Source organism: Plantibacter sp. lyk4-40-MEA-4 (assembly GCF_030209415.1).
Lineage (GTDB): Bacteria > Actinomycetota > Actinomycetes > Actinomycetales > Microbacteriaceae > Plantibacter > Plantibacter flavus_A.
On sequence record NZ_JARVSA010000003.1, the window covers coordinates 264,972 to 280,583 of the forward strand.

Genomic DNA, 15,612 nt, shown 5'->3' on the forward strand with positions numbered 1-15,612 from the left:
GGATCGTCTTCCGTGACGTCGTGGTCACGGAAGGGTTCGCGGGGCGGTGGACGCCCGCGGGAGGAGTTCGGGGCGGGCGGCGTCGAGGCGCACCGGGCGACCGGTGCGGATCTGGTCGAGGAGCGCTTCGGCGACGAGCGCCCCGAATGCCCGGACGTCTCGCCGGATCGCGGTGATCGGCGGTGTCGCCAGCTGGCAGAGCATCGAGTCCTCCCAGGACAGGATGCTGAGGTCGTGCGGAACGGCGAGTGAGAACTCGGCGGCGACCGGCAGCGCCGCAGCGGCCATCACGTCGTTGTCGTAGATGACCGCGGTCGGGCGGTCCGCCCGCGCGAGGATCCTCCGCGTCGCCGACGCACCGCTCTCGGCGGTGAAGTCCGTCCGGATGATCGACGACTCCACGCCGAGTTCGTGTGCGGTGTCCTCGAACGCCCGGTCGCGTGCCGAGACGTGGCGGAGGTGCTCGGGACCCGCGACCCGGGTGATGCGCCGGTGGCCGATGGCCTGCAGGTAGCGGACGGCGTCCGCGGTGGCCCCTCCGTGGTCGACCACGACGGAGGACACCTCCGGTCGGTCCGGAGCGTCACCGAGGACGACCGCTCGCAGGCCCGTCTCGACGACGACCTCGAGGCGGGGGTCCTCGGTCCGCGGATCGACGACGATGATCCCGTCGACGCGTTCCGATGCACCCCATCCCCGGTAGATGCGCGCCTCCGCGTCGACGTCGGCGACCACTCGGAGCAGCAGGTCGAAGTCGTTGGCCGCGAGGGTCTCCTCGAGACCGGCGATGAGCTGCATGTAGTAGGTCTCGACGCCGAGGGTCTCAGCCGGTCTCGCGATGACGAGGCCGACCGTGTTGGTGCCGCCACCCCGCAGACTGCGCGCGGCCTGGTTCGCGGCCCATCCGAGTTCGGCCGCGATCGCGAGGACTCTCGCGCGGGTCGTCTCCGACACCCCGGGTCGTCCGTTCAAGGCGTAGGAGACGGCCCCGACGGACACCCCCGCCGCGGTCGCCACGTCGTGCATCGTCGGTCGAGGTGCCCGGGATCGCACCCTGGCCTTGGTCGGTTCGTCGGGTCCACCGGTCATTTGAGCGCTCCATCCACGAGGGCGTCCTGCATCCGTCGATACAGGACCGCGTAGACCAAGTAAACCGGTAGCAGCGTGATCACGATGCCGGCGGCGAGCTGGCCGTACTGCGGGCTCTGCTGGCTCGTGAGCAGCGGCAGCGCGACCTGGATCGTGCGGTTCTCGGGAGCCGGCGCGAGGATGAGCAGGGAGAAGAGGTACTCGTTCCAGACCGCGAGGAAGTTGAGGATGGTCACCGTGACGATGCCCGGCGCGGCCATCGGGATGATGAGTCGCAGGATGATCGAGAACCGGTTCGCCCCGTCCATCTGGGCGCTCTCCTCCAGTTCGTACGGGATGGCCCGGATGAACTGTGTGAGGAGGACCACCGAGATCGGGAGGGCGGTGGCCGGGAAGAAGAGCATCAGGAACTCCTTCGTGCCGTAGAGCGACAACCAGAAGGAGAGGATGACCGTCGGGACGAGCGCGGCGAACTGCGGGATGAGGAACCCTGCGGCGAACACCCGTTCCACGATGACGCCGATCCGACCGCGACTCCTGGCGATGGAATACGCAGCCGGGATCGCGAGCACGAGGGTGAGGACGAGCGAGACGGCGGTGATGAGCACGGAGTTCACGAGCGCCTGACCGAGGTCGACGCTCGTCCAGGCGCCGAGGTAGTTCTCGAAGAGCCACTGCCGCGGGATCCCGAACGGGTCGCCGAAGATCTCGGTGTTGTCCTTGACCGAGCTGATGAGCAGGTAGTAGATGGGGATGATCAGGAGCGCGGCGTACACCCAGGCGAAGATGCCGCCCACCCAGAGGCTCGACCGCCCGTGGGGCTGGCGGCGTCGACTCGGACGGGATGCCTGCACGATGGCCTGTGTCGAAGCGGTCACAGTAGAAGAGGTCACAGTCGGGGTCCGTTCAGTAGTTCGCTCGGATGGTGCGACGGATGACGAGCATCCCGACGAGCCCGACGAGGAAGAGCACGACCGAGGCGGCCTGGCTGTATCCCACCTGGCTCGACTGGAAGGCGAGGTCGTAGACGAAGTAGGACAGCGTGGTCGAGGCGGTTCCCGGCCCGCCCTGCGTCAAGAGCAACACCACGGGGGCCGAGTTGAAGAGCGTCCAGATGAACTGAAGCATCACCATCGTGCCGACGTAGTCCTTCGTGATCGGGTACGCGATGCGCCACATCATCTTCCAGTGCCCGGCACCGTCGAGGGCCGCCGCTTCGTAGACCTCCCGGGGGACGCCCGCGAGTCGCGCGTTCATCAGGATGGCCGTGTACCCGATCCCGTTCCACAGGTCGATGACGATGATGCACGCGAGTGCCGTCTTCGGGTCGGCGAGCCACGCCGTGGTGGCGGCGTCCGCTCCGATGCCGCTGAGGAACCCGTTGAGTGCGCCGTTGGGGGCCAGGATGGCGAAGAACATCATGGCCTTCACCGACAGGGAGATGAGCCCGGGCGTGAAGAAGATGATCGACAGGAACTGGTGCCCGCGGGGACTCTGCTGCAGATAATAGGCGAGCATGAACGCCAGCGGGATCATCACCGGAATCACGACGATCAGCTGCACGGCGGTGTTGCCGGCTGCCGCCCAGAACGTCGGATCCTGCACGAGCGCCGCGTAGTTGTCGAAGCCGATGACCTCGCTCGGCGCGATGATCTTCGGCCAGCGCAGGAAGCTGATGCCGAACATCGCGATGATCGGCGCGATCATGAAGAAGAGGTACCAGACGAGGGCCGGCATCCCGAGGATGGTGAGCCCTCGGTCCGGCCGGGAGGGCCGGACCGAGGGGGTGGTGCCAGGCATCACGCGGGTCATTCGGCGAGCGCGGCGTCGAGGGCCGCGCAGATGTCCGAGGTGCTCGCCGACTCCGCGTAGGCTCCTGCGGTCGCCTTCGCCCAGGTGGTGGTGGCGGTGTCGGCGACGTAGTCGTCCGGCAGGACGGCACGCTGGCCGGTGTCGCTCAGCCCGAGCGCCTGCTGCAGGAGCGGGTCGGTCGCGGCCGCGGAGAAGTCGGTCGTCAGGGGTGAGACGAGCGAGGCCTCTGCGACGAGCCGCTCCTGTGCCTCGTCGGAGAGCAGGAAGGTGACGAGCTTGCCGACGGCGTCGAGGTTCTTCTCACCGTTCGGGCTGATCCAGAGCCCGCTCCCGAACTCCGAGTAGTAGGAGGGGCCGGTGAAATCGGAGTCGGCCGGCACCGGTACTCCGCCGATGACGACGTTCGGCTTGATCTCCTCGGGGACGTTGCCGAAGCCCCATGAGGCGTCGGAGTAGATCGCCGCCTTGCCGGTGTAGAAGTCGGTCTGGGCGAGGTCCACGGTGTAACCCTCCGCCTTGTCGACGAAGACGCCGCCGTCGCGGAGTGCGACGAAGTCGTCGATGCCCTGCTTGGCCGCGTCGGAGTCACACCAGCCGCCCTTCGTGAAGAGCTGGGCGGCCTCGTCGGCACTGACGTGCGTCTGCGCGATCTGCGCGAAGAGTTTCTCGCCGCTCCAGTCGGAGCCACCGATCGCCCAGGGCGTGATTCCCTTCACCCGCAGGGCGCTCGCGAGCTGCAGGAGCTCGTCCGTCGTCGTGGGTGGTGCGTCGAAGCCCGCTTGCTGGAGCAGCTCGGTGTTGTACATGACCGGCCACGTGTAGCCGTTCAGCGGGATGCCCATGAGCCCGCCGTCGGCGTCGGACCAGGCGTCGACCGCGTCCGGCTTGAGCCTGTCGATGATGCCCCACTCGTCGGCGTACGGCTTGGCGTCGACGACGCTCCCGTTCTGCAACCAGTCGAGATTCTGGTAGCGGTTGGTGAGGACGAGTTGTGCCTCGCGGCCACCGGCGAGCGTGGTCTCGTACACCTGGTTCGTGTCGTCGCCCTGCTCGATGACCTCGACGGAGATCCCGGTGTCCTGCTTGAACTGGTCGAAGAGGGCGAAGAACGCCCTACCGCTCGCGGTGTTCTTGGACACGTTGGATAGAACGGTCACCGTCTTGGGGTCGATCTCGGCTCCGCCGCCGCTGCACGCGGTGAGTGAGGCGCCGAGGATCGCCGCTGTGGTGAGGGCGACAGCAACGCTGCGTGTGCTCTTCATCTGCTTCCTTGCCATGGGGGTCGGGGCGTCGCGGGTCGAGACGCCTCTCGGGAACGAGACGCTACCGTGCCGGATCGGCGAAGTCAATGATACGTTTAAGCTCGTTATCCCCAGCAATGAAGGGGCAACAGACCTGTTTACTTAATTCTTAAGCAATCTGGAGGCATCTGTGGACACCGTCCCGCTGCGAGATCACTGGCTGCTCGAGGTCGGGAAGCACCCGCGACGGGACGAGGTCGCTCCGGTCCCCGCGGTCGTCCCGGGAAGCGTCCACCAGGACCTTCTCGCCAACGGGCTGATCGACGACCCGCTGCTCGGCCTGCACGAGATCGACGCCCTCTGGGTCGGACGGCGATCGTGGCGTTACCGTCGCCCGTTGGCGCTGACAACCGACGCCGAGCGGGTCGACCTCGTGTTCGACGGGCTCGACACCCTCGCCACGATCACCGTGGGCGACACGGTCGTCGGCAGGACCCGCAACATGCATCGGCGGTACCGATTCGACGTGACCGACCTCATCGGTCCCGACGACCGTGAGCTCACGGTGGACTTCGCGTCGGCGCAGGAGTTCTCGGACGCGGCCGCGCGGGAGCTGGCGCCGGCACTGCCGAACGCGACCGGAACGACCTTCCAGTACGTCCGCAAGATGGCCTGCAGTTACGGCTGGGACTGGGGACCGGTCCTGGCGACGGCGGGCATCTGGCGAGAACCCCGGCTCGAGGCCTGGTCCACCGCCCGCATCGCGGGGTTCCGCCCGCAGACGACGCTGACGCACGGCGTCGGTGTCGTGGAACTCGCCGTTGAGCTCGAACGGACCTCGACCGGCGCCGGCCGGCCACTGGACGCGGAGATCACGGTGACGTCCGACGGACGACGCACCACCCGCACGCTGCGGATCGACGTCGACGAGCTGCGCGAGACGATCCGCATCGACGAGCCGGCCGTCTGGTGGCCACACGGCTACGGCGAACCGCGTCTGTCCGAGCTGACCTTCCGGCTGTGGGAAGGTGACCGTCTGCTCGACGAGCGGCACCACCGGATCGGGTTCCGCTCGGTCCGCATCGACGAGACCGAGGACGATCACGGGCGCGCGTTCACCCTCGTCGTGAACGACGTACCGCTGTTCGCGCGCGGGGTGAACTGGATCCCCGACGACCTCCTCCTGGCGCGCGTCACCCCCGAGCAGCTCGACGAGCGCCTCGGGCAGGCCCGCGCGGCCAACGTCGACCTCGTCCGGGTGTGGGGTGGCGGCGTCTTCGAGGACCGGCACTTCTACGAGCGCTGCGACGAGCTGGGGCTCCTCGTCTGGCAGGACTTCCTCTTCGCCTGCGCCGCGTACCCCGAGGAGGATCCCCTCGCCGGTGAGGTCGAGGCCGAGGTCAGGGACAACCTGGACCGGTTGTCGCCGCACCCGTCGATCGTGGTCTGGAACGGCAACAACGAGAACTTCCTCGGGCACGAGAACTGGAACTGGAAGCCGCTCATCGGCGATCGGACGTGGGGCCGCGGGTACTACCTCGACCTCCTGCCCCGGCTCGTGGCCGAGCTCGACCCGTTCCGGCCGTACACGGCGGGCAGCCCGTGGTCCGGTTCCGAGGAACGGCATCCCAACGACCCGCGGTACGGCAGCGTCCACGCGTGGACGAAGGACGACTACCTCGCCTACCGGAACACCGCGCCGCGCTACGTGTCCGAGTTCGGCAACCAGGGGCCGGCCACCTGGACCACCCTGGTCGACGCGATCGGCGGCGTTCCCGCGTCACCCGAGGCCCCGGAGTTCACGCACCGTCAGCGGATGGTCAACGGGAACGCGCTCATCGGCGAATCGATCGAGCGCCACTTCGGCGGTGCGGCGGATCTGGCGAGCTGGCACTTCCTCGCGAGCCTCAACCAGTGCCGCGCGAACCAGACGGCGATCGACCACTGGCGCTCGAGGTGGCCCGACACCGCGGGAGCCGTGCTGTGGCAGTTGAACGACTGCTGGCCCGCGGTGTCCTGGTCGGTGATCGATTCGGCGGGGCGGCCGAAGCCGATGTACACAGCGCTCCAGCAGTCCTTCGCGCCTCGGACGATCAGCGTGCAGCCACGGGACGGACGCCCGGTGCTCGTCGTCGCGAACCAGACGCTCGAGCCGTGGTCGGACGAGTTCGTCGTCCGGCGGATGAGCCTGTCCGGCACCGCCCTGGACCGTCACACGCTCCCCGTCACCGTCGAGGCGAACAGCGTCGCGATCGTCGACCTGCCGGCGAGGCTCACGAGCTGGACCCATCCGAAACGGGAGTTCGCGGTGGTCGAGGCGGCGAGCTCCGGTCAGCGCGCCTGGTGGTACGGCGTGGAGGATCGGGACTTCGAGCTCATCCCGGGGGCCCTGGACGTGGCCGTGACCCGCTTCGACGACCACGACGAGTACCGACTCACCGCAACCTCGCTCGTCAAGGACGTCCTCATCCAGCCAGACCGCGCCGGGGCCGTGTCCTGCGACGCCGAAGGGTTCTTCACCATGCTGCCCGGCGATGTGAAGGTCGTGCGGCTGTTCGCCTCGGGGAGTGCAGCGTTGCGGCTCCCTGACGCGGACGGCGACCCCTGGGTGGTGGCCAACCTGAACGACGTCCTCGCCCGCTCGCGCAGCGGTCCCGGTGCGCAGGTCGCCGGTGTGGCGGCCGTGCGGCCCGACGAGATCGCGACCTCTGGACCGGCTGCGAGCTGACGTGCGGGAGCCCACTTGAGGGACCTCGGGCGGGCTCCCGCACCTAGGCTGGAATCGAACCGACACAGCTCTGGGAGGTCGCTCGATGAGCCAGGAGTACGACGCCGCTGCAGCGAACGGTCTGGCGATCGCCCTCAGCGCACCCGTTCCCTCGGACCGACTGCAGGCCGCACTCGCCGCGGGCACCACCCCGAGGACCGCCTACATCGAGGTGCTCGTCGACCGCTGCGCCGTCGAGCCCGACTTCTTCGTGCGCGACATGCTCACCTGGGCGCTCGTGCGACACGACCCCGAGGTGACCGTCCCACGCCTGATGGACGAGCTCGGATCGGTCTTCCCCCAGGCACGCAGCCAGGCGCTGCACACCCTCTCCAAGACCGGAGACCCACGCACCTGGTCGGCCATCACCCTGGCGCTGCTCGAGGACGAGGAGGATCAGGTCGCCCGAGCCGCGTGGCGCACCGCCGCAGGGGTCGTCCCGGAGCGGGAGGCGTCGGCGCTCGCCGAGCTGCTGACGAAACAGCTCGGCCGTGGCGACCGCGAGGTGCAGCTCAGCCTCACGCGTGCGTTCACCACGATCGGTGAGCCCTCGCTCGAGCCCGTCGAACAGACGGCCGCATCCGAGGCGTTCGAGCGAGCGGCCCGTGCGCACGCTCGCGCGACCTCCCGGATCCTCCACGACCCCGAACTGGACTTCGACGAGGCGATGCAGGAGGCCCAGCACGCCCTGCGACAGGGTGACTGACGAAGCGCGTGCGCCGAGCGCCTCCTGACCAGAGGGGGCCGGGCCTGCCTCAGCTGAGCCGGGCCGTGCGGAGCGTCGCCGTCGCGCTGTGCGCCGCCATGCCCTCCGAATCGGAGATGACCTGCACCGCGTCGGCGAGCGCCGGCGTCGCCGACTCGGCGATGCGCTGGTAGGTGAGCGGCTTCAGGAACCGCGACACCGAGAGCCCGGCGCTGTGCTTGGCACCGCCGGCGGTCGGGAGCACGTGGTTCGTCCCCGCCATGCCCTTGTCCGAGTAGGCGACGGTGCTCCATGGGCCGAGGAAGATCGACCCGTAGTTGAGCAGCCGCCCGTGGTACCAGGCGTCGTCGGACGTGATGACCTCGAGGTGCTCCGGGGCGAGGTCGTCCATGAGCGCCGCGGCGGTCTCACGGTCGTCGGCCACGGTCACCGAGCCGTAGTCGCGCCAGGCGGGCCCGCAAATCGACTCGGTCGAGAGCGTCGGCAGCTGCCGTTCGACCTCGGCGATCACCGCGCGGCCGAGCTCCTCCGACGTCGTCACGAGCGCGGCCGGCGAGTTCGGTCCGTGCTCGGCCTGCCCGAGCAGGTCGGCGGCCACCAGGATCGGGTCCGCGGTCTCGTCCGCGAGGACGGCCACCTCGGAGGGACCGGCGAGGAGATCGATCGCGACGGTGCCGAACAGCTGTCGCTTCGCCTCGGCGACGAAGGCGTTGCCCGCACCGACGAGCATGTCGATCGGCAGCTCGCCGAGCAGACCGTAGGCCATTGCGGCGAGCGCCTGGACGCCCCCGAGGACGAAGACCCGGTCGACACCGGAGACGTGCGCGGCGTAGACGACCGCGTCGTTCGCACCCCCGTTCGGCTGCGGCGGGGTGCAAGCGATGACCGTCGGCACGCCGGCCTGCTTGGCGACGCCGACCGTCATGAACGCGCTGGCGGTGAGCGGGAACCGGCCGGCCGGGAGGTAGGCGCCCACGCGGGAGACGGGCACGTACTTCACCCCCGTGACGAGTCCGGGCACGAGCTCGGTCTCGAAGTCCTGCAGGTGGGAGCGCTGCTCCTGGGCGAAGGCCCGGGTGCGCTCGCCACCGAGGTCGATGGCTGCGCGGAGGTCCGCGGGGAGGCGGTCGCCGCTGGTCGCGATCTGCTCGGCCGTCAGCTCGACCTCGCCGCCCTCGTACCGGTCGAGCCGCCGCGCGGCGTCGAGCACGGCGTCCATGCCGCGCCGCTCGATGTCGAGGAGCATCGCGGAGACGGTCTCGATGACGGCCGGGTCGCGCTGAGCCGGCGGAGCGTCGATGAGCGGGGTCTTGAGGTGACGGAAGGAGCCGTCGAGGGACTGGAGCACGGGAGGGCTGAATCGCATGCTGCGAGCGTACGAACGCGGCGCGGGGGCGACAACGGGGGACGTGCCTGCGCGAGCCATCGGGTCATCCGATACGCCGATTCGCGAACGAAGCTCAGCGCCTCGGGGTCGTCGCGATCACCTGGTCGGGCTCCGCCGCCGCGAGCAGGGTGTGCTCGGCGAGTTCAGCGATCCGCGCGGTGGCCGGCGACAGGTAGGCGCCCTCGCGCTGGACGAGCGCGATCGTGTCGTAGAGCGGCTCGGCGAAGGGGGTGAGCGTCAACTGCTCGGGGAATCCCCCGGTGCGGGCGACCGTGCCGGAGACGATCGTGTCCGCGGCCCCGGTCGCGGCGAGGCTCAGGGCGGTCTCCACGTGCTCGACCTCGACGGCCGGCTCGATCGACCGCCCCTGCAGGCGAGCGCGCTCCAGCAGTTGGAGCCGCGTGGGGTCCCGCCACCCGGCGTAGGCGTCGTAGAGCACGAGCTTGGCGTCCGCGAACTCGTCGATCCCGACCGGGCCCGCCGCGGGATCCCTCGTGGTGGAGGCGTAGAAGACCTCGTCGCGGAAGAGGGGCCGGATGGCGAGGCCCGCGACGGGCACGGGGAGGACGACCAGCCCGGCCTCGATCTCGCCGCTCGCCACGGAGTCCGCGACGAGTGCCGAGTTCAACCCCACGAGTCGCACGCGCACGTTGGGGTAGCGCTGGTGGAAGCGCTGCACCAGGTCGGACAGCTCGTAGTAGGCGGCGTTGCGCAGGACGCCGAAGGTGCACACGCCGCCGTCGAGGGAGGTGATCGCCGAGAGCGCGTCGAGTCCACCGTCGATCGCGGCGACCGCGCGTCTGGCGTGCTCGCGCAGCTCCTCGGCGGCCGCCGTCGGGACGAGCCGACGCGCACCGCGGGCGAACAACTGCAGGCCGATCTCGCGCTCGAGGCGGCTGACGAGCTCCGACACGGAGGCCTGACTGCTGTCGAGCTCGGCGGCTGCGGCAGTGAAGGAGCCGCTCTCGTAGGCGGCGAGGAAGGCGCGGAGTTGCGCGAGGGTCATGCGGTCAGCCTAGCGAGGCGGGTTCCCCGTCACGGCGCGGGTCACTCCGTGGTGAGCGTCCCGTACAGCTCCGGCCGGCGATCGGCGAGCACGTCATTGCGCGGACCGATCCGGGTGGCGCCCCGGTCGAGCCGGACGGTCCCGTCCACCCGTCCCCGAGCGTCCTTCCCACCGACGGGCCAGCCGTCGGCCGGGATGATCGTGGTGCCCTCGGTCCACGGCTTGCCGGTCTCGGTGCCGGAGCGGTCGCAACACACGATCGGGATCGCGGACGCGCGCGCCGCCGCCATCGCCTGGACGACCTCGGGCGCCCGCTCGCCCTCCGGCCGCTCGACCAGCGGCCAGTTCGTCGGGACGACGAGGAGGTCCGCTCCCCGGAGCGCCAGACCCCGCGGCACCTCGGGGAACTCGAGGTCGTAGCAGACGAGGACGCCGAGCCGGCCGAGCGGCGTATCGACCACCGGCTGGGTCTCGCGACCCGCCACGAAGACGGACTGCTCCTCGTCCCACAGGTGCACCTTCCGGTAGACCCCGAGCACACCCGAGGCGCCGAGGACCAGGGCGCTGTTGCGGCTCTCCTCGCCGTCCAGCTCGCAGAACCCGACGACCACCACGGCGTCCTCGGGGAGCAGTGACGCCCAGTCACTGAACACCGACGCGTCGCTCGGGAGCGCGACCGCGCGGGCCGCCTCCGGGCTGCCCAGGTAGTAACCGCTCGTCGCGAGTTCGGGCAGCACGAGGAGCTGCACCCCGTCGGCGACGGCGTCCCGGATGGCCGCCTCGATCGTGCGCAGGTTGCCGTCGAGGTCGCCGAGGACGGGGGCGAGTTCCTGGGCACGGATCCGGATGCTCCGCGCGTCGGGGTCGCTGTGGTCGGTGGCCCCCGTGGGGTCGGTGCTGGTCATCCAGCGATCATACGAAGCCCTCGCGGACGGGACCATCGTGTTCCCCGATGGCTGGGATCGGGGCATGGCCGATTGTGCCCGTCCGTGGCCTGCGGATACCGTCGTCGGCACGAGTGAGTCACCGACCGGAGGCAGACCCCGCTGCCCGTCCCGCTCCTCGACCGCCCGAGCCCTGGAGGCCAGCCCATGGCGACACCCGCCGACCCCACGTCCCCGTCCGGTACCGCCGCAGGCGCGGGAGACGCCCAGCCGTCCCTCGTCGAGTCCCGCTCCATCGATTGGGTCCCGCTCGACGAGCGTCACGGTCGCCCCCGCTCGCTGTTCTCGCTCTGGTTCATGTCGAACGCGCAGGTGACGACCCTGGCGACCGGCATGCTCGGAGCGGCGCTCGGAGCGAACCTCGCGACCTCGCTCCTCGCGATCGTGCTCGGCGTGGCCGTCGGCACCGTGTTCACGGCCTTCCACTCGGCGCAGGGCCCGCAGCTCGGACTTCCGCAGATGATCCAGTCGCGCGCGCAGTTCGGCTACCGCGGCGTCGTGCTCATCTGCGCGATCGTCGTCTTCAGCCTCGTGGGCTTCAACATGTTCAACCAGATGCTCGGCGCGGACGTCCTCACCATGACGACCGGTGTCGACGCCGGTGCGGGCTGGTACGTGCTCATCAGCGGTGTCGCCGTCCTGCTCGCGATCTTCGGCTACTCCTGGATCCACCGCACGCAGTCGTGGCTCACCGCGCTGTTCCTCATCACCTTCGGGCTGTTCACGGTCGTCGTCCCCTTCTTCGTGCCGCTGCCGGCCGACGCCCTGTCGCTCGCGAACTTCAGCTGGACGGCGTTCCTCGTGCAGTTCGGCGGGGCGGCCGCCTACGCACTGGGCTGGGCACCGTACGTCTCCGACTACTCCCGGTACCTCCCGCCGCAGACGAACCCGGGGCGCGCCCTCGCCTACACCTACGGCGGCGTGTTCGTCGGTGCCGTCTGGCTGATGGGCCTCGGAGCGTTCGTCGCCAGCGCGTTCCAGGGCGCCGACCCGCTCGAAGGAGTCCGTGACGCCGCCGACGCCATCCTGCCCGGCTCAGGCACCTGGCTGCTCGTCGCCGCACTGCCAGGACTCATCAGCGTCATCACCGTGAACATCTACGCGGCCTCGATCGAGACCATCACGATCATCGACTCGATCCGACCGGTCCGGCCGACGCGCACCCTGCGGGTCGTCACCTGTCTCGCCATCGCGACGGCCGCCGTCATCGGCTCACTGCTGAGCACCGGCGAGTTCCTGGCGAACTTCAGCAGCTTCCTCGTCGTCCTGCTCTACGTCCTCGTGCCGTGGACCTCGATCAACCTCGTCGACTACTACCTCGTGCGGAAGGGCCACTACGTGGTCCGCGACATCTTCACCCCGAACGGCGTCTACGGTGCCTGGGGCTGGCGCGGCCTCCTCGCCTACGCGATCGGCATCGTCGCGATGATCCCGTTCGTCGTCACGGTGTGGTTCACCGGTCCGATCGCGCAGGCGCTCGGCGGTGCCGACCTCGCGCTGTTCATCGGCCTCGCCGCGTCCGCGATCGCCTACGTCCTCCTCTCCCGGTCGCTCGACCTGGGCCGTGAGCGTGCGGCGGCCGAGCGCGACGTCACCGAGACGGGTCACCAGGCGGTCGCCTTCACGTCCCGACGCCGCTGAGCGACAGATGTCGTCCGGTCGGACGACGTCCCGCGATTACACTCGACGACGTGATCGGTTCGGACGGGGCGAGCGGAACAGACGTCGTCGAACCGGACACCCGCATCCCGGACCCCGCTCCGCGGCACACGCCGCTGTGGGTCGTCCTGTCCGCCTGGCTGTTGCGCGTCGAGCAGTGGTTGCAGTCCCGTGGCGGCTCCCGCCTCCGCAGCGGACTGTGGCAGCTCTGGGGGCTCGTCGCCATCGGCGGGATCATCCTCCTGGTCGGCCCGGTCATCAACCCGCCCCTCACCCTCGACGACCTCACCGACGAGGCGTCCGACGTCACCGACACCTGGATCGCCCGTTCCTTCGCGGCCGACTACCGCGTCACGATGGACGACGACGGCCGGCTCGTCACGGAGGTCGAGGAGCGCATCGATGCGTTCTTCCCGACGGACCTCGACGACCGCACCATCGAGCGGGTGCTCGCCACCGAGTACCAAGGGCACGCCCTCGACCCGTCCATGATCTCGGTGACGCTGGACGGCGTGGAGCAGGACGTTCGCAGGGAACGCGCCGCGGTCTTCCTCCGCCTCGTCGTCGACCCCGGCGAGCAGCTCACGGGCGACCACGAACTCGTCATCCGGTACCAGCTCTCCGATCTCGCGTACGTCGACACCGATCCGGCGACCGGGCGACCGGTCGACCTCCTTCGCTGGGACGTGTTCGGCCCCGATCTGCAGCAGGCCGTGGCGAAGCTCGACGTCCGAGTGACCATCCCGCAGGAACTCGACGACCGTCTCGTCCGGCAGCCCCGAGGCTCGCTCGCGTGGACCCTCGTGGGCGCCGGGCAGTGGCTGACCCCGGAGCCGGACGCCCCACCCGGCGAGGTGGCCTACGCCTTCACGAGCGACGACGCGGCCCCGCCGCATGCGCAGGCGCGCTTCTCCATGCCGTTCGAGGAGGGCTCGATCACGATGCCACCGCAGTCCTGGATCTTCTGGGTCCAGACCTTCGGGCCTGTCCTGCCGATGCTCGTCCTCGCGGCGACGCTCCTGCTGTCGTTCGCGGCCCGTGCGGTCGCGTGGGGTGATGCCCGCGGACGTCCGTGGTACCTCGCGCAGTCGGAACCGCCGGACGGCGTCTCGCCCCGCACCGCGGCGCATCTCCTCCGGTCACCCGCGACGATGGAGCTCGCCGAACGGCTCAAGGACGCCGCGATCAGCGGCACGAAGCAGCAGGCGAAGCGACAGGCGCGTCTCGTCGCGGCGGCGGGTGCCGCCAAGCGGGCCGGCCGTCTGGGCGACCGACCGCGGGCCCTGCGTCGGTACCTCAGCGGGCCGGAACGCGCCGGACAGGTGCGCGAGGGCCTGCGTCGTGTGCCGACGGGCTTCGTCCGCGACTGGTTCATCGCCGCACCGATCGCGCTGACCATCTTCCAGTGGGGCATCGTCCGGCAGCTCTCCCACCAGGCCGTGCTCGCAGTGGTGTGGTGGCCGCTCGCCTTCGTCGTCCTCTCGACCGTCTTCGCCGTCATCGTGCTCGCGATCGCCCTGACCGCCCGGCCGCTCACCCGCAAGGGGGCGCTCCTCAAGCAGCACCTGCTCGGCATTCGCGTGTTCGCCGAGCGGACGCAGCTGCTCGATCGCGCCAGCCTGCGCGACAGGCTCCTGCCCTACGCCGTGCTCGGCGCTCCACCTCGGACGACCGGCAGGCGGGTTGCGGCCCTGATCGCCCCGGAGATCACGATGCCGGCGGCCGCTGCCGATCTCGCCTCACGCGCCGACGGGTCGAGAACGGGCTTCCTGACCGCGCCACGGATCGCCGTCCGGGTGCTCGCCGTGCTCCTCGTCGTCGGCGCGATCGTCGCGGTGAGCGTCCTCCCGGCGCCGTCTCTGGAGCCCGAGACACCCCGTTCCTACACGGGCGACATCCCCGGATCGACCCTCACGACGATCGCGACGGCCGACTTCGACGCGGAGCTCACGCGGACCGACGGTGACGGTGCGCGACTGCGCGTCACCGAACGCCTCGGCGTGGACTTCTCCGACGAGGGTGCGGTGCCCGGTCAGGTGGTGCGCGAGTGGCCCGCGGTCGTCGACGGTCAGGACCTGGGCCTCACGGTCGACGGCGTGACGATCGACGGCGAGGACGCGCCGTTCACGACGGAACTCGAGGACGGTCGGCTGCTGCTCCGGACGACCTTCGAGGACGTGCGCACCGGTCTGCACGACGTCGTGATCGAGACGACGTCCAGGAGGCCGGCCGTCGCCGCGACCGTCGACGGCCACGACGTCGACCGGGTCAACTGGGTCGCGCTCCTCGATGGCTGGACGAGCGGCGTCGCCTGGGACGAGGACGTGCGGCAAGGCCCGTTCCGACTGTCCTTCAGCGCCGACCGCGAGCTCCTCGACGACGCCGTCGACGCCGGGTGGACCCCCACGGATGCCGGGACGTGGCTGCCGTCGGCTGACCCGGGCGACACCGGCCGGGCGACGGCGACCGTCGAGCTCGAGCCTGACAGCGACGGTCGATGGCCGCTCGACGTCCGGAGTGACGACCTCGGTGTCGTCCTCGACCTCCCGGCCGGGACGGTTGCGGGCGTCGATGCTGGAGCGCCGATGACCGCTCGGCTGGCGGTGCAGTGGCCGGGGCTCGTGGCGATCGCGCTGTCGGTGCTCGCAGTCCTCGGCGCGGTGCTGGGCGTCGCCGGCGCGGTGCGGCGCCGCAGTCGAGGCATCGAGGGCACGCCTGGCACGGCGCGTGACGCGGTGCGCTGGCTTGCCCCGTCCGCCATGATCGCCGCCCTGGTGATGGGCGTCTGGATGCTGAACGGCATCCCCGCCGACGATCCGTTCGGTGGGCTCCTCCTCGCTGCGCTCGGCGCAGGTGTCCTGTCGATGCTCGTCTGCTGGTTCGTCGCCCGACGATTCCGAAGCCGCCGCTGACTCCCTCTCCCCCTGACGCCAGCGCGGTGCGCTCACCCCCACACACTCGCCTTCACGTCAGCGCACCGCGCTGACGCGAGCACACCCCA

General features: G+C 70.2%; 11 protein-coding genes. 4 read left to right on the forward strand and 7 right to left on the reverse strand.

Annotation, left to right across the window (positions count from 1 at the left end):
• Window positions 1–24: 24 nt before the first annotated feature.
• The 4 genes from QRN44_RS06505 to QRN44_RS06520 are packed head-to-tail and all read right to left on the reverse strand — an operon-like array spanning window position 25 to window position 4,163.
• Entirely contained in the window at window positions 25–1,089 is a 1,065-nt protein-coding gene (locus QRN44_RS06505; RefSeq protein ID WP_064295943.1) for a LacI family DNA-binding transcriptional regulator, read from the reverse strand.
• A complete protein-coding gene (locus QRN44_RS06510) occupies window positions 1,086–1,967 on the reverse strand; it encodes a carbohydrate ABC transporter permease (protein ID WP_217634989.1) in 882 nt (293 codons plus the stop codon). The genes QRN44_RS06505 and QRN44_RS06510 overlap by 4 nt, the downstream gene beginning before the upstream one ends.
• Window positions 1,968–1,995: 28 nt before the next feature.
• Entirely contained in the window at window positions 1,996–2,889 is an 894-nt protein-coding gene (locus QRN44_RS06515; RefSeq protein ID WP_285038618.1) for a carbohydrate ABC transporter permease, read from the reverse strand.
• Window positions 2,890–2,897: 8 nt separating this feature from the next.
• Window positions 2,898–4,163 carry an ABC transporter substrate-binding protein gene (locus QRN44_RS06520; protein WP_285038619.1) on the reverse strand — a complete coding sequence of 422 codons (1,266 nt, stop codon included), beginning with the start codon at window positions 4,161–4,163 and terminating at the stop codon, window positions 2,898–2,900.
• Between the two features lie 169 nt (window positions 4,164–4,332).
• On the opposite strand from QRN44_RS06520, the gene QRN44_RS06525 reads away from it, so the two are divergent.
• Together QRN44_RS06525 and QRN44_RS06530 are read left to right on the forward strand one after the other, a co-directional pair.
• On the forward strand, window positions 4,333–6,870 hold the full coding sequence (locus tag QRN44_RS06525) for a glycoside hydrolase family 2 protein (protein WP_285038620.1): 2,538 nt from the start codon (window positions 4,333–4,335) through the stop codon (window positions 6,868–6,870).
• Between the two features lie 85 nt (window positions 6,871–6,955).
• Window positions 6,956–7,615, forward strand: coding sequence for a HEAT repeat domain-containing protein (locus QRN44_RS06530; protein ID WP_285038621.1), 660 nt, complete (start codon window positions 6,956–6,958; stop codon window positions 7,613–7,615).
• A 49-nt stretch (window positions 7,616–7,664) separates the two neighbouring features.
• Here QRN44_RS06530 and hisD read toward each other — a convergent pair whose 3' ends face one another.
• The 3 genes from hisD to QRN44_RS06545 all read right to left on the reverse strand — a co-directional run bounded on the left by hisD (window position 7,665) and on the right by QRN44_RS06545 (window position 10,913).
• Entirely contained in the window at window positions 7,665–8,981 is a 1,317-nt protein-coding gene (gene hisD / locus QRN44_RS06535; protein WP_285038622.1) for a histidinol dehydrogenase, read from the reverse strand.
• A gap of 94 nt (window positions 8,982–9,075) precedes the next feature.
• A complete protein-coding gene (locus QRN44_RS06540) occupies window positions 9,076–10,008 on the reverse strand; it encodes a LysR family transcriptional regulator (RefSeq protein ID WP_079704685.1) in 933 nt (310 codons plus the stop codon).
• Window positions 10,009–10,049: 41 nt separating this feature from the next.
• Complete coding sequence (locus QRN44_RS06545) at window positions 10,050–10,913, reverse strand: nitrilase-related carbon-nitrogen hydrolase (protein ID WP_121289265.1); 864 nt, start codon at window positions 10,911–10,913, stop codon at window positions 10,050–10,052.
• A gap of 186 nt (window positions 10,914–11,099) precedes the next feature.
• Here QRN44_RS06545 and QRN44_RS06550 point away from each other — a divergent pair, with 186 nt between their 5' ends.
• Together QRN44_RS06550 and QRN44_RS06555 are read left to right on the forward strand one after the other, a co-directional pair.
• Complete coding sequence (locus tag QRN44_RS06550; RefSeq protein WP_285038623.1) at window positions 11,100–12,593, forward strand: purine-cytosine permease family protein; 1,494 nt, start codon at window positions 11,100–11,102, stop codon at window positions 12,591–12,593.
• A 50-nt stretch (window positions 12,594–12,643) separates the two neighbouring features.
• Window positions 12,644–15,523, forward strand: a complete 2,880-nt coding sequence (locus QRN44_RS06555) for a DUF2207 domain-containing protein (RefSeq protein WP_285038624.1) — start codon at window positions 12,644–12,646, stop codon at window positions 15,521–15,523.
• The last annotated feature ends 89 nt before the right edge of the window (window positions 15,524–15,612 follow it).

Bases quoted from the DNA above. Each gene is read 5' to 3' on its own strand.
- QRN44_RS06505 (WP_064295943.1), bottom strand. From the start codon at position 1,089: ATGACCGGTGGACCCGACGAACCGACCAAGGCCAGGGTGCGATCCCGG.
- QRN44_RS06515 (WP_285038618.1), bottom strand. From the start codon at position 2,889: ATGCCTGGCACCACCCCCTCGGTCCGGCCCTCCCGGCCGGACCGAGGG.
- QRN44_RS06520 (WP_285038619.1), bottom strand. From the start codon at position 4,163: ATGAAGAGCACACGCAGCGTTGCTGTCGCCCTCACCACAGCGGCGATC.
- QRN44_RS06530 (WP_285038621.1), top strand. From the start codon at position 6,956: ATGAGCCAGGAGTACGACGCCGCTGCAGCGAACGGTCTGGCGATCGCC.
- hisD (WP_285038622.1), bottom strand. From the start codon at position 8,981: ATGCGATTCAGCCCTCCCGTGCTCCAGTCCCTCGACGGCTCCTTCCGT.
- QRN44_RS06540 (WP_079704685.1), bottom strand. From the start codon at position 10,008: ATGACCCTCGCGCAACTCCGCGCCTTCCTCGCCGCCTACGAGAGCGGC.
- QRN44_RS06545 (WP_121289265.1), bottom strand. From the start codon at position 10,913: ATGACCAGCACCGACCCCACGGGGGCCACCGACCACAGCGACCCCGAC.
- QRN44_RS06550 (WP_285038623.1), top strand. From the start codon at position 11,100: ATGGCGACACCCGCCGACCCCACGTCCCCGTCCGGTACCGCCGCAGGC.